This window comes from Desulforapulum autotrophicum HRM2 (assembly GCF_000020365.1).
In the GTDB taxonomy this organism is placed as follows: domain Bacteria; phylum Desulfobacterota; class Desulfobacteria; order Desulfobacterales; family Desulfobacteraceae; genus Desulforapulum; species Desulforapulum autotrophicum.
The window spans coordinates 1546902-1560914 of the sequence record NC_012108.1; the positions used below are offsets into that span (position 1 = coordinate 1546902).

The window sequence follows — 14013 nt, forward strand, 5'->3', positions numbered from 1 at the left end:
ACTACCATGGAATTAAAAACATTTAAATCTGATTTTATTCTTCTCATCACCGCCTCCATCTGGGGCTTTGCATTTGTGGCCCAGAGAATGGGCATGGACCATGTGGGGCCTTTTACCTACAACGGGGTTCGATTTGCCCTTGGGGGGGTGTCTTTACTGCCGTTTCTTCTGGTTGGATTGACAAAGAAAAAAGGCCGGATTCCAGTGGTTGAAGGGCCTGATTTGCCGGAGATTTTAAGGGGCGGCATCCTTTCCGGGTTGATCCTTTTTTGCGGTTCATCCCTGCAGCAGGTCGGGCTTGTATACACAACGGCTGGAAAAGCAGGATTCATCACAGGCCTTTATGTGATACTTGTACCGGTCCTCGGGCTTTTGTGGAAACAGCGGGCAGGAACAGGCACCTGGATTGGGGCTGTGATGGCTGCAGTGGGTCTGTACTTCTTGAGCGTTACTGAGCAGATGACCGTCAGTTTTGGTGACGTCCTTGAGCTTATAGGAGCCGTATTCTTTGCCCTCCATGTCATTGTTATCGGGCGGCTTTCCCAGCGAATCGATACGGTGAGTCTCTCGTTTGTTCAGTGCATGCTCTGCTCTGTTGTAAGCATTGCCGTGGCATTTGCCTTTGAGACGGTTTCCCTCTCCGGCATATGGCGTGGGGCCTTGCCCATTTTCTATGGGGGTGTTTTTTCCGTCGGCATTGCCTATTCCCTTCAGATCTACGGCCAAAAGGACAGCCCTCCGGCCCATGCCGCCATTCTTTTGAGCCTGGAGTCGGTCATTGCCGCCATTGGCGGATGGTTGATCCTGAACGAGTTTCTTTCCGGTCGAGCCCTGGCAGGATGTGTGCTCATGATGTCGGGAATGCTCGTTTCCCAGCTCTACACCTATCTGATTCCTAAAAAAAAGACAGTCGAAACCCGTTCCATGGGGTAAAATTCCTAGTGCTTGATCGCGTGGAGCGCTTTTTCAAGCTTGAGTGAAATCCCTTGGGATTCTTTTGAAATTTCTTTGAGCAGGGCTGCCGTTTCCGGCTGATTTTCCCCGGCCGCCTTGTCTGCCCAGGAGTCATAGGTTTCCTGGTGACTCTTGTTGTGGTCTATCCAGTGGCTAATGAGGATGTCAAGTTTTTTGTCAAAGGTGAGTTCTCCGTCATTATCCGGGTGGGTATGCCCATGGTCATGATCATGGGTATGATCATGGGAATGTCCATGGCTGTGGGAGTGTTCAGTCCCATCATGTTTGTGGTCGTGGGCATGGTCATGGTGATGGTCGTGGTCGTGGTGATCGTGGCTCATTTAATTGACTCCATTAAGGTATTGTTGAAGGGTTTTAGGTTCGGATGGATACCCTGGAAGGGGGTTCCATTCACACGAGGCATTGATCTCGATGCCGTGGTGAATGATGGATACGGGCCTGTCCTCAGACACGACAACCACAATGACACGGTCGTGTTCAGCTGTAAAACGCAGGGCTGAGTTGTACCTTGCCCCCCTTGCCATGTTTTCTCCCTTGATTGTTTTGCCATCAAGCAGGCACCCGAATCCCCTGAGGCTGATGTCGGCCATAATGTGAAGGGCGCCGTCTATCTTGATGAGGGATTTTGCAAGGTCAAGGTGGTTCAACGCCTTGAGGCTCAGGCATGGTTCAAGGATGTGGCCCGATAAATTCACAGGTTCCGGATTCAGATCAACCACCAGGGTGCAGCCGTGCTGTCTGCTTTCGGCCGTGTGAACGATGTCGGCAATGGTTTTGAAAAGATCTGTACGTTTTTCCGTTCCAAGGCAGGCGTCCAGCAGTATCTCTTCAAGCTCCACCAGTTTTGCTTTTCTTGTTGTTGAATGAAAATTGCCGTCAAAAAAACTGCACAGGTTCTGGCCGCAAAGTTCAAGGAAACCGTGATCTCCCTGGAAATTGGCTGCGATGGCAAATTCCGGCGTTTTTGAGTTGGAGATGCCGATGATGGTCTTTCCGTCCGAGACAAGCTTTCGGGTTGAGTGCTCAACGGCCAGGAGCAGTTTTCGGATGTGCTTTACATTGCCGATGTACGGCCGTTCATGGCGTTGAATTTTTGCAATAAATTGAATGTCCGTCAGCTTTTCGGGGTCCACAAAAATGAGTTTCCCCCTGGCCCAGGATCCTTCTTCCTTGGTTTTTGAGATGTTAAGGATGGTGTCCAGAATCGGGTGAACGAGCATCATGTTGTCAAGGCCCAGCAGATTGTTTCTGACATCAATGATGTGATCGGTGATGGCATGGATGGTGTAGTTCTGGAGGGCATGGCCCGATGTGCCCATGGAGATATTCTCCGCTCCAAACTCCTGGGAAAGAAGCCAGCCGGCATGCTCTATCCACCGTTCTGTGGGATAAATGGAGCTCATGTCCGGGTGGTGTTCGGTAAACCACATCTGGTAGAAGAAGTCATGGGTGCTTCCCCCGTGGGAGATTAACCCGGCAAGGTTGAGGTTCTTCTGTTTAAAGAAAAGACCCCGGGGCTGCCTTGCAAGGGTTTCAGATACTATCGTCCGAAAATCAGGATCATCCAGGTAAAGTTCCCTGAGTCTTGGTTCATGGCCCTTGAGCAGTTCCTGGGGATCGTAGATCAGCACCTCACTTTCCGGTTCCGGCAGATACACAAGGGCTGCCCGGCTGGCCTGGGAAAAGTGCGACAACCCCTCCACAAGGCCGTTGAAAATATTGATAATGCAAATGTTTTTATATGCCTCAGTTGGCATCTTTGTCCCCAGAGCCTGGGCCGTAATCGGCAAATTTTTCAATAACCCGTTCCATCTCCTCGTCGGAAAGAATGACGGGCTTGCCGATTGTTTCGGCCTGATAGCACAGGCGTGCCACCAGTTCAATCTCTTCTGCTGTGTTAAATGCCCGGCCCAGTGTGGTACCAACGGCCACAAGGCCATGGTTGGCCAGCAGTACGGCATTGTAATCCTTGATGGCAGATGTAACTGCCTTGGCAAGGGCTTCGGTGCCAAAGGTGGCATAGGGAGCCAGGGGAACTTTGTTGCCCGAAAAGCCTACAAGATAGTGAACGGCAGGGATCTCCCGGTTAAGGCAGGCAAAGGTGGTGGCATAGGTTGAATGGGTGTGGACCACGGCGCATACCTCTGGCCGTTTCCGGTAAAGGGCCAGGTGAAAACCGGTTTCGCTTGAGGGTTTGTTGGTACCGTCCACCACTTTTCCACCGGGTTCAAGGACAAGGATGTCACTGGGTGTCAAGTCAGGGTATTCAATCCCGCTGGGGGTAATGGCGATTAGATTTTCCTGCCTGTTAAACAGGCTCAGATTGCCTCCTGAACCCGTGGTAAGTCCTGCGTTCAGCATTTTGTTGCCAAAGGTGACAATGGCTTTTCGTTCGTTGGAGAGTATCATAATGAAAAATTGATACACCGCTCTACACCGCTTTGCAACCCTTAAATCAACAATGGTGTTGTCAAATGGTGTCAGGGTTGATATTGACAGAGAAAAAATGAGGAGATTGTTTTGCCATGGGAATAAGGGAAAAAATGAGATATGCAGTGACCTGCCGACAGGGTATTGTGGCCTTGTGTGTTTTGCTTGCCATCTGTTCGTCCGTTCAAGTGTCCGCCGAAACAGGATATGTGACAGATATGCTGTTGCTCACCATGAGGAGTGGTCCTGGGGATGGGGATCCTGTTTTAAAAACATTGCCCAGCAACACTGCCGTTGAAATTTTGGAAAAGGGAGAAACCTATTACAAGGTTCGTACCGGGGACGGGGGTGAGGGGTGGGTTAAAGGCCGCTATATCACGTATGAGCCTCCTCCAAACCTGGTGATTAAAGGGCTTGAACAAAAAATAGAAGCGCTTGAGGCTGCCGGAGAACGATCTTCCCAGGATGCAGATACAGGAGGAGAAAAACTTGCAGCCCTTGAATCTTCCCTGGATGAGGTGGTCAAGGAGAAATCAAGGATTGCCACAGACCTTGAAAATCTCACAAAAACCCATGAGCAGTTTCTGGAAAGGTCAAAGGATTGTGTTTCTCTAATCGAGGAGAACAAATCCTTGAAGGTTCAGAACCAGATGCTTTCCTCGGAACTTGCAACCATTAAGACGGCCGGCACCGATGTTTGGAAAACCGCCATGGTCAGGTGGTTCCTTGCCGGTGCCGGGGTTTTGATTGTCGGATGGATCATTGGACGTATTACCGGGAGCAGTCGAAAAAGTTCCCGTTACTAGGGGCAGGGATCATTCTGCCCCTCCGGGGGCTATCCCATTACGGTTACCGGGCTTGGCTCAAGTTCCCTGAGGTTCTTTTCAGCGGCCAGTTTTTTTGCCTTGGATGCGGCAAGAACCATGGCTTCGGCATGGCTGGCATAGGTTGGATTCTCCTTGTAACTGTGTTGATCAAGGACCTTCTCCACGCCCTGGGCAAAAACGGCCCGGCCCAGGGGGGTACGTGTGATGACCGTTGTGTAGCCGTCATCGGCACCGATGCCGCCAAAAGAGATGTCGGCAAATTCGGCAGAAAAATCTTTGCAGTAGCGGCATGCGGTTCGTTTAAGGGGGTCAAGTTCGCTGATGGGAATTTCACGGATCTCCCCTGTGGCAAGTCTGAGAATGAAATTTTCCTTGATGTTTATTTTTTCAATGTCGTGGTAATCGAACTGATACTTGCTTTCAAGGGCATGGAAGTTTTCCTTTGTCAGGGTGAAGTTTCCAGAGCAGAAAAGTCCCAGGCAGAGAACGATGGAATCAGCAGGAACGACACCCAGGGCCTGCATTCTCCGGATGGTGTTTATCTGGCAGGGGGTACCTACAAAGGCGATGCGCTCAAGTCCTTCCCTCCTGATTTCACCAAGGGCTTTTATGGAAGGAGAAAAGGTGGAGTATCGTTCCCCAAATGTTTCCATGCCCTGGGAGAGGTTGAAGTGGCTGCCGGCAGCGTCGAGGATTTCTTCTTTTGAGGTGGCAAGCCAGGGGGTCCGGCCTGTTTCCATGTTTCTTGAAACCACAGCTCCGTTTATCTTTCCCGTTTCAAACAGGTGGGCAAGGAGGGCCGTAATCACACCCCCATCGGTTCCTGACTCCTGGATGATGAGATCCCTTGCCTTTGCAACGGAAGTACCGATGATCCTGCCGTCAGGTGCTTGCCATCCGGCCTCCTTGATTATCTCCTGGTCAAGCACACCGGTTTCAGGGCAGATCATGTAGCAGATGCCGCATTCGATGCAGCGCTCAATGTCCGCATAAACGGGCTTTCCCTGGGGGTCGGTTTTAAGCGCCCCATAGTTGATGGCCGAGCAAAAGGTGACGCAACCGCCGCAGTGGTGGCATTTTCCTGGTTTTTGTACTTCCTGGATGAGGTTAAAAAAGGTTTTCATGGGCGCCTCCTTTAAATGGGTTGATGGGGTCAATCAGCAACGCTTGGCATGGCTAAGGTGTAATAGCTGAAATTGCAATGAATGTGCCACATTCTAAGAATAGACGAACAAAGCCCCATGGCCTTTTTTAACGGGCTTTTCAGGGAGGGCAGGCTCGGGTAAACCCGGCCGGAATGTTAACTTTTGTTGACTTCTTTAGGTTCATATAGTTGACAGATCCATCATTATTCCAAAAACAGGAGGACCATAATTATACAATGGCGTTTACTTTTTTTTCACCGACAAAAATTGTGTTTGGACAGGGACGGTCAAGACAGATTGCCATCCATGCCAGGGAACTTGGGCGTTCCGCCCTTGTTATAACGGGCAAACAAACCCAGAGGGCTGCGGTCGTGATCGCTGACCTGGAACAGGCCGGTATCTCCTGCACGGTTTTTTCCCAGTGGACAGAGCCCCGTGTGGAGGAGATCGCCCTTGCTGCCCAGAGGGCTGGGAGTCTGGATGTTGATTTTATTGTTGCCGTGGGCGGGGGTAGTGTTCTGGATGCGGCAAAGGCTATCTCTGCCCTGGTCACCAACAAAGGAGATATCCATGACTACCTTGAGGTGATTGGCAGGGGGGAGCCCCTGGTTCAAAAACCCCTTCCCCTTATCGCCCTGCCGACCACGGCAGGGACAGGTGCCGAGGTGACTTGTAATGCCGTTCTCAGCAAAAGGGAGCAGGGGGTCAAGGTCAGCCTGAGGAGTCCTTTTCTATACCCGGTCCTTGCCATTGTCGATCCGATGCTCACCCTGTCCCTGCCGCCCCGGATCACTGGGGAGACGGGCATGGATGCCTTGACCCAGCTTATAGAGGCTTTTGTTACCCCCTTTACCTCTCCAGTTACCGATGCCCTCTGCAGGGAAGGGATGTACCGGGTATCACGTTCGTTGAAACGGGCTGTCATGGATGGTCAGGATCCTGGGACAAGGGAGGATATGTGCATTGCAAGTCTGTTCGGGGGCATGGCCCTTGCCAATGCAAAGCTCGGTGCGGTTCACGGGATTGCAGCACCCCTTGGCGGGATGATCGACGCCTCCCACGGTCAGATCTGTGCCAGGTTCCTGGCGCCTGTGGCGGCGATTAATATCCAGCGACTTGGGCAGACTGATTCAGACATTGCCCTGCTTGAAAAGTATCGGGAGGTTGCTGTGATTTTGACACACGACCAGGCTGCCCTTCCTGAAGATGGGGTGGAGATGATCAAAGACCTTGTCAATGCCCTGGAAATACCCTGTTTAAAGGGCAGGGGACTGGATGCCCCAGGTTGTAGAATCCTTGCAGAAAAGGCCATGGGAGCAAGCAGCATGAAGGGAAATTCTGTTGCCCTCACCCTTGAGGAAATTCTGGATTTGGTGACCGGGGTGGTTGGCCTCAGTCTGGAGTGAGGCCCATGCTTTGTTTGGTGACATCAGGGATCCGTCGTGGGATGGTGATGACAAATCGGGTTCCCCTGCCGGGTTTTGACCGGACCTTTATCGTTCCCCGGTGCTGTTCAATGACCTTGTTGGCGATGTAGAGCCCAAGGCCTGTTCCATTGGCCCCCTTGGATGAGAAAAAGATGGTGAAGATGTTCTTAAGGGTGGTCTTGCTCATGCCCTGGCCCGTGTCCTGGACCAGGAAGGTGATGGTTTCATTGTCTGCACTGGCGTTGAATACCAGGGTATGAGCCTTACGGGAAGTATCTGCAATGCATGCCTCCACACCATTTTCAAGGATGTTGACAAGGGCTGACTGGAGGCTCGTTCTGTCTACCTCCAGCAGATCTTCCTTTCGATCAATCTCGATGAAGGATTTCAGGGTAATTCCGTTGAGCGTTGTACTGTCTTTTACAATGGTAAGGGTCTCTTTGACAAAGCTTTGTGCAGAGACCTTTTCCCCGTTAAACTTTCGGGTTTTTGTGTAATAAAGGATGTCCAGCACCAGTTTTTTGATTCTTTTGGTCATCTGGCTTGAGATTTCATACCCTTCCTGGATACGTTCAAAATTTTTGGTCTTTATTCCTGAGCCCATGGCGTAGATGCCGCTATCAAGACCTGTCAAAAGCCCCTTGACGCCGTGGGATATGGAGCCGATCATGAATCCCAGTGAGGTCAGGTGGTCTTCGAGGTGCCTCACCTCGGTGATGTCGGTCAGCATGACAAGGACCTTGGTTGTCCTGCCCTGGTCGTCCCGTATGGGGGCTGTCCAGTGCAGCACCGTGTGCTTCAGGCCAAACGAAGAGATGATCTGCGTTTCTGAAGAGTGGTTTTTACCTTCCTTGAAGGTCTTGTCCACCGGGCATATCCTGCATGGGTCGTCCCTGTTTTTGCAGATGCCGAAGCAATATTCTCCAATGTGGTTACCAAAATATTCTTTGAATTTTTTATTGGAATCCACAATGTGGTAATCCCTATCCTGGACATAGACAAAACAGGGCACCTCGTCAAAGAGCTGCTTGTAGTTTTTCTCGGAGGATGCATACCTGCTTTTGTAGCAGCTTTTGTTAAAGCAGAGGTGCTTTTTCTGATATTCACGTTCAAGGGCCCTTGTGATGTAAAAGTCAAAGCAAGCGGCATCAGCGGGCAGGATCATGAAATCAGATGCCCCGTTTTTAAGGGTCTGGACGCCAAGGCGGGCGTGGTCCTGGTTAATTGCCGTAATGATTTCAGTCTCCGGCAAACTCTTCCTGATGGCAGCAATGAGTGCCAGGTGATCGTCTTTTGTTGGATCAATGGACACCACCATGAGGTCAGGCACGATTTCGTTGGGTTCAAGGGTGAACGGTTGACAGGGGGTAAGCTGTTTAAAACTTGTCTGGGCGCGGAATCTTGAAAATTTTAAATCTGGAATAGATGAACGGTTGAGATTGACGATCAAAATGTGGTTTTTCATTTTTGCAAGATTCCAGGCCCCTGGGTCGGACCGGCAGATGGTGTTAGTTGGGCCAACATGGCGTTTTTTGTCTGAAAAAAATTGATACTAAGTCAGTGATTGAAAAAGGTCAATGCCTGACAGCAATTCCCATTATGGTTTTTAACTTGACATGCCGTACCCTTTGTCACTATTTACACGGATACTGAACTTAAAAAATTATAAATAGATATAAATATAAAGGGGGAGAGTAATGAGCGAACAGGGTCAATCAAAGGAAAAGGTATGGATTAACGCCTATGAGTCGGGGGTGCCTGAAACCATTGATTTTAAAGAGGTGTTGATCCCCGGGTACCTGGAACAATCGGCCCGTGATTTTCCTGAAAAAACAGCCCTGGTTTTTGAAGGATACAAGATAACATTTACGGAACTCAATGACATGGTTGATACCTTTGTGGGCGTTTTACGTCAGCTTGGCATTAAAAAGGGCAATAGTGTCAGTATTCTTCTTCCCAACCTTATTCCCTGTGTGGTTGCCTACTATGCCATTTTGAAGATGGGGGCCATTGCCGTAATGAACAATCCGCTCTATTCGGACAGGGAGCTTTTGTATCAGTTTAACGATTCTGGTTCAACCATGGTGATAACCCTTGATCTGCTGGTCGAGAGAATGAAGGCGCTGCGGGCTAAAACGCAAATAAAAAACATCATATACGCTTCCCTTGGTGATTATCTGCCATTTGCAAAACGCCTCCTTTTTCCCCTGGTGGCCAAGAAAAGAAAGCTTGCAACGGATGTTCAGCCGGGACCAGATCTTTATTCATTCAAGGAGCTTTTGGACAAGAACGAACCGGACAGAACAGGTGTTGAAATTGATTTTGACGATGTTGCCATGTACCAGTACACAGGGGGAACAACCGGGGTTTCAAAGGGCGTGATGCTGACCCACAGGAACCTGAGCTACCAGGTTCAGCAGATCAAGGCGTGGTTTCCCACGTTCAGGATGGGAACGGACATCATGCTCGGAGCCCTTCCCTTTTTCCATGTGTTTGGGCTCTCCGTCTCCATGAATTTTGCCATTGCCATGGGCTGGGCCAATATCCTTGTTCCCAAGCCCCAGCCTGAACCCCTGCTTGAAGCGATTTCAAGGTTCAAACCGACCTTTGCACCCCTTGTCCCGACCATGTATATCGGCATGCTTAACCACCCGAATATCGGCACAAGCGATTTGACGAGTATCGAGGGCTGTTTTTCTGGAAGCGCTCCCCTTCCCGTGGAGATTATCAACGATTTTGAGAAAATGACCGGGGCGGTCATTGTGGAAGGATTCGGCCTTACAGAGTCTTCTCCTGTGACCCATGTCAATCCCTTTCAGGGGACGAGGAAACCCGGCAGTATCGGTCTTCCGTTACCCAACGTGGAGTGCAGGATCGTCAGCATGGACGATGGCGTGACAGACGTTGAGCAAGGCAAACCAGGCGAGCTGTTCATCCGGGGCCCCCAGGTGATGAAGGGGTACCTTAACCGGCCCGACGAAACCCGAAAAACCCTGACCGATGACGGCTGGCTCCACACCGGGGATGTGGCGACCATGGATGCGGATGGCTATTTTTACATTGTGGACCGGATCAAGGATATGATTATTTCTGGCGGTTACAATGTCTATCCAAGGGATATTGAAGAGGTGCTTTACGAGCATCCCAAGGTTCAAGAGGCTTGCTGTGTCGGCATCCCCCATCCTAAAAGGGGGGAGGCGGCCAAGGTGTTCATCGTGTTAAAGTCTGGCGAAACCGCCACTCGGGATGAAATCCTTGATTTTTGTTCAACAAGGCTTGCAAAGTACAAGTGGCCTGTGGAGGTTGAGATCCGGAGTGATCTTCCCAAATCTGCGGTTGGCAAGGTCTTGAAAAAAGATCTCAGAAAATAGGAAGATTCAGGCAGTTGTTTCTTCTTTGTTCTCCAGGACTTTCCTGATCATGGCGATGAGTTCTTTGTCTGTAACGGGTTTGGCAAGGTAGGCGTCCATACCGGCGTTAAGGCAGCGCTGTTCATCCTCGTGGGTGGCATGGGCTGTCATGGCTATGATGGCAACCTGTTTACACCGGGTTTCCGATTCAGCGTTCCGGATGATTCGTGTTGCCTGAATTCCATCCATTTCCGGCATCTGGATGTCCATGAGGATCAGATCATAGGGGGCCTGTTTAAGTCGTTGGATCAATTGGGTACCGTTGTCTGCAATCGTTGCTGAAAAGCCGTGGCGGTTGAGCATCATTTGGAAAACCTTCTGGTTTACCAGATTGTCCTCAGCAACGAGGATTTTAATCTTTTTGGGGTCAAAAATGCGGTCAGGAGTGTTTTCCTTCTGATCAACAGGGTGCGGGTTTCCCTTTTTTTTGATAATGGTCATGATTCTTCACGGATTCCCAACGGGTGGTGGAATCTGTGCCCTATCGTTTCTTTTGCGAAAATAAGGTCGTTTTTTCCCATGGCCTCTATCTTTTTCGTTGAGGTACCAGGGGGGTGTAAAGGGGCCGGTAATCCTTATAAGCAGTGGTTCCTCCTCCCCTGATATTACCCGTAGCCCTGTTTGTTGAATATTGCCAGTCGTTGCCTGTCTTTTTGTTTTGTTTCAGTTGCTCATAACCCGGATAGGTATTTCTCTTTGCCGGATGGACCCAGTTGGGGTGGGGCAGGTGTTTAATTTTCTGTTTTTCGTTTGCACCTGCAGGGACGGTGATTGCTGCAAGAAAGATCAGTGTAAGTATTGTGTTTTTTAAAATAAATTTCACCATTTTGTTATCACAGGGGGTCAGGGCCGTTCTGGGTTGTCAATGGTGTTGAATCCCTTAAAACAATAAACCGGATTGGAATCAATTGCAAGGACTTCACTGGCCCAGGCCCTGATTGGGTCTGAAACCTAACCCATTGACAAAGAAACAACCCGGGGATAGGTATATGGGATGAAATTGAGACTGATCATCCTGGTGCTTGCACTTCTTGCCTTTCTTTCGGCATCAACGGGGGGGTGGCTCTACTATTACTCGTTAAAGCAGAGTGTCTTCCACGACGCAGAAAATTATGCTGAAACAAGGCTTGAGCTTTTGAGGCGGCAGGTCAACCTTTTTCTGTCTGAGCACATTCGACCTGTTAAGGCCCTGGCAGGCCTCAAGGAATTGAGAATGGCACTTGAAATGAAAGATGACCATTCCATGGCCCTGCTCAACCCCATCCTGGATAACTTTGCCTTTTCCCTGGGCCTTGATACCTGCTACCTCATGGATCGTTACGGTAAAACCGTGGCCAGTTCCAACCGGAACCGGGCAGACAGTTTTGTGGGTCAGGATTTTTCGTTTCGTCCCTATTTCAAGGAGGCCGTTTTGGGCCGGCCTGCAACCTATCTTGCCCTTGGCGCAACCTCCAATAAACGGGGGGTGTACTACAGCCACCCCGTGTATGACCGGGCAAAAAAAAACATTCTTGGTGTGGCCGTCATTAAATCCTCGGTGGGGCCTGCCGAGTCAGAACTTTTTACAAAATCTGAGGATATCCTTCTTGTGACAAATCCAGACGGTATGGTTTTTATCTCGAACAGGGAGGACTTTTGTTTCAAATTCCTGTGGCCCCTTGATCCCAGAATTGTTCAGGGATTTAAAGAGACAAAGCAGTTTGGCAACGGTCCCTGGTTCTGGGCGGGTTTCCGGCCCGGGGAAAACGGCCACGTGTCAGACATCAATGGAGTGGATTATCTTTTTTCAGCCCTTGACCTTGACAGTTACCCGGGATGGAAGGTGATCCATCTCCGGGATTACAGGGAGATTGGGCGTCAACTTGCCGATCCCTTTTTAAGGGCGGTTGGACCTGCAGCCTTGATTGTTTCCATTCTCATCGGGATTTCAGTACTGATTTTGTACCGGATCGCACTCCAGGAGATACTGAGGCGAAAGCGGGTGGAAAGGGAGTTGCGCTTCAGTGAAGAACGTTACCGGGACATCTATCACAAGACCCCTGTCATGCTCCACTCCATCGACACCACGGGCAGGATCATCCGGGTCAGTGACTACTGGCTTGAAAAAATGGGCTACACCCGCAACGAGGTGATTGGCCGGGATCTTACGCGATTTTATACAAAGGAATCCCGGAGCCATGCCCTTGGGGTTGTCTTTCCTGAGTTTTTTAGGACCGGGGTGTGCAAGGACGTTCCCTATACCTATTTAAAGAAAAACGGCGGAAGGATTGACATCCTGCTCTCCTGCCATGGGGTCAGGGATGACAGCGATCGGGTGGTTCGTTCCCTTGCCGTAAGTGTGGATGTGACGGAAAAGAACGAGGTGCAAACAGCCCTTGAAGCGGCCACCCGTAAATTATCCACCTACTCCATGGACCTTGAACAGCAGGTTCAGAAGCGGACGGTTGAACTTGAAAAGGTCCAGGACAAACTTCGAAAACTCTCGGGAAGTATCATGGAGGCCCATGAGATTGAACGGGGCGCCCTTGCCCGGGAACTCCACGATCACCTGGGGCAGGTGCTGACAGCCCTTAAAATTGACGCCGTGTGGATCGAGCGCTTCCTCTCCCCAAGGGACCCGGATGCCGCTGTAAGGGCCGGTCGTATCTCTTCCCTGATTGACGACACCATCGGGGATGTCAGGAAAATGGCCTTTCGCTTGAGACCTGGCGTGCTCGATGATCTCGGGCTTGTGGAAGCCCTGGAATCCCTTACCGGGGATTTTGAAGAGCGTTCGGATATCACCTGTTTGTTCCAGGCTGCGGCCCTTCCGGACATTGATTCAACCCTTGCCACGGCCCTTTACAGGATTGCCCAGGAGGCCCTGACCAATGCCATTCGACATTCAAGGGCATCCATTGTGGCACTCACCCTTGCCATGGATCAAGGAAAACTTGTGCTGAAAATCAAGGACAATGGTGTGGGCTTTGCCTTTGACGACATTAATGAAAATCAGGGATTCGGGCTTGCTGGCATGCAGGAGAGGGCCACCCTGGCCGGCGGCGTCCTTGAGATTGTATCAGGCCCGGAACAGGGTACAAGTGTGTGCTGCTTTGTTCAGGTCCACGGAGGAAGACCATGATCAGGGTATTACTGGCTGATGATCATAAGATTGTAAGGGAGGGACTTCGACGGATCATTGAAGAGAGCGGTGAGATGGAGGTGGTGGCTGAGGCTGAAGACGGTACCGGTGCCATCAAGGGGGCCCTGGAGGCAAAACCAGACGTTGCCGTCATTGATATCTCCATGCCAGGACTTGACGGTCTGGAGGTGACCGATATCCTCAAGCGAAATGCGCCTGACTTGCCCGTGTTGATCCTGACAATGCACGATGAAGATCAGTACGTCATCAAGGCCGTGGAAACCGGCGCCATGGGATATGTGACAAAACAGTCTGCCCCGGAGCAACTGGTGGATGCCATTAAAAAACTTCATTCAGGGGGGAGGTATCTTACTGAAAAGGCAAGCGAAGCCCTGGCCCTCCGGGTGGTCAGGGGAGATAAATTTCGTTCAGCTACGGATTCATTGTCCATGCGTGAACTCCAGGTGCTCCGAAAATTGGCCCTGGGTCATACCAACCATGAAATTGCGGCAAGTTACAACATCAGTGTCAAGACCGTTGACACCTATCGGGCAAGGGTTTTGAAAAAACTTAACCTCAGAAACAATGCAGATCTTTCCAGGTTTGCCATTAAAAACAGGATCGTTGAACTGTAGATGCATAAAAAAACAATGTTTAGCTTTGTGTCTGATTAACGGG

General features: G+C 50.5%; 13 protein-coding genes. 6 read left to right on the forward strand and 7 right to left on the reverse strand.

The window, feature by feature from the left end; translation table 11 throughout:
- Positions 1-6 precede the first annotated feature (6 nt).
- Positions 7-933 (forward strand): DMT family transporter, encoded by a 927-nt coding sequence (locus HRM2_RS06760; protein ID WP_015903256.1) that lies wholly within the window; start codon positions 7-9, stop codon positions 931-933.
- 5 nt (positions 934-938) lie between these two features.
- Here the strand turns inward: HRM2_RS06760 and HRM2_RS28055 are convergent, their stop codons facing one another.
- Genes HRM2_RS28055 through HRM2_RS06775 form a run of 3 tightly spaced genes read right to left on the reverse strand, consistent with a single transcriptional unit; the run spans position 939 to position 3384 of the window.
- Positions 939-1295: a hypothetical protein gene (locus HRM2_RS28055; protein WP_015903257.1), complete on the reverse strand. Its 357-nt coding sequence runs from the start codon at positions 1293-1295 to the stop codon at positions 939-941.
- Positions 1296-2732: a DNA integrity scanning protein DisA nucleotide-binding domain protein gene (locus tag HRM2_RS06770; RefSeq protein WP_041273104.1), complete on the reverse strand. Its 1437-nt coding sequence runs from the start codon at positions 2730-2732 to the stop codon at positions 1296-1298.
- Positions 2722-3384, reverse strand: a complete 663-nt coding sequence (locus HRM2_RS06775; protein ID WP_041273715.1) for an L-fuculose-phosphate aldolase — start codon at positions 3382-3384, stop codon at positions 2722-2724. Before HRM2_RS06775 ends, HRM2_RS06770 begins: the two co-directional genes overlap by 11 nt.
- Before the next feature lie 116 nt (positions 3385-3500).
- Here HRM2_RS06775 and HRM2_RS06780 point away from each other — a divergent pair, with 116 nt between their 5' ends.
- A complete protein-coding gene (locus HRM2_RS06780) occupies positions 3501-4211 on the forward strand; it encodes a TIGR04211 family SH3 domain-containing protein (protein WP_015903260.1) in 711 nt (236 codons plus the stop codon).
- Between the two features lie 29 nt (positions 4212-4240).
- Here the strand turns inward: HRM2_RS06780 and HRM2_RS06785 are convergent, their stop codons facing one another.
- Complete coding sequence (locus HRM2_RS06785; RefSeq protein ID WP_015903261.1) at positions 4241-5356, reverse strand: Coenzyme F420 hydrogenase/dehydrogenase, beta subunit C-terminal domain; 1116 nt, start codon at positions 5354-5356, stop codon at positions 4241-4243.
- 257 nt (positions 5357-5613) lie between these two features.
- Here HRM2_RS06785 and HRM2_RS06790 point away from each other — a divergent pair, with 257 nt between their 5' ends.
- A complete protein-coding gene (locus HRM2_RS06790) occupies positions 5614-6783 on the forward strand; it encodes an iron-containing alcohol dehydrogenase (RefSeq protein ID WP_015903262.1) in 1170 nt (389 codons plus the stop codon).
- Here HRM2_RS06790 and HRM2_RS06795 read toward each other — a convergent pair.
- Complete coding sequence (locus HRM2_RS06795) at positions 6770-8269, reverse strand: ATP-binding protein (protein WP_015903263.1); 1500 nt, start codon at positions 8267-8269, stop codon at positions 6770-6772. The two genes, HRM2_RS06790 and HRM2_RS06795, sit on opposite strands and share 14 nt — an antisense overlap.
- Positions 8270-8501: 232 nt before the next feature.
- On the opposite strand from HRM2_RS06795, the gene HRM2_RS06800 reads away from it, so the two are divergent.
- Entirely contained in the window at positions 8502-10175 is a 1674-nt protein-coding gene (locus tag HRM2_RS06800) for a long-chain-fatty-acid--CoA ligase (protein ID WP_015903264.1), read from the forward strand.
- Positions 10176-10181: 6 nt separating this feature from the next.
- On the opposite strand, the gene HRM2_RS06805 is transcribed toward HRM2_RS06800, so the two are convergent.
- Positions 10182-10655 (reverse strand): response regulator, encoded by a 474-nt coding sequence (locus HRM2_RS06805; RefSeq protein ID WP_015903265.1) that lies wholly within the window; start codon positions 10653-10655, stop codon positions 10182-10184.
- Positions 10656-10740: 85 nt separating this feature from the next.
- Entirely contained in the window at positions 10741-11040 is a 300-nt protein-coding gene (locus tag HRM2_RS06810; RefSeq protein ID WP_041273105.1) for a hypothetical protein, read from the reverse strand.
- A gap of 168 nt (positions 11041-11208) precedes the next feature.
- Here HRM2_RS06810 and HRM2_RS06815 point away from each other — a divergent pair, with 168 nt between their 5' ends.
- Together HRM2_RS06815 and HRM2_RS06820 are read left to right on the forward strand one after the other, a co-directional pair.
- Positions 11209-13335 (forward strand): sensor histidine kinase, encoded by a 2127-nt coding sequence (locus tag HRM2_RS06815; protein ID WP_015903267.1) that lies wholly within the window; start codon positions 11209-11211, stop codon positions 13333-13335.
- Positions 13332-13970, forward strand: coding sequence for a response regulator (locus HRM2_RS06820; RefSeq protein ID WP_015903268.1), 639 nt, complete (start codon positions 13332-13334; stop codon positions 13968-13970). The genes HRM2_RS06815 and HRM2_RS06820 overlap by 4 nt, the downstream gene beginning before the upstream one ends.
- Positions 13971-14013: the final 43 nt, after the last annotated feature.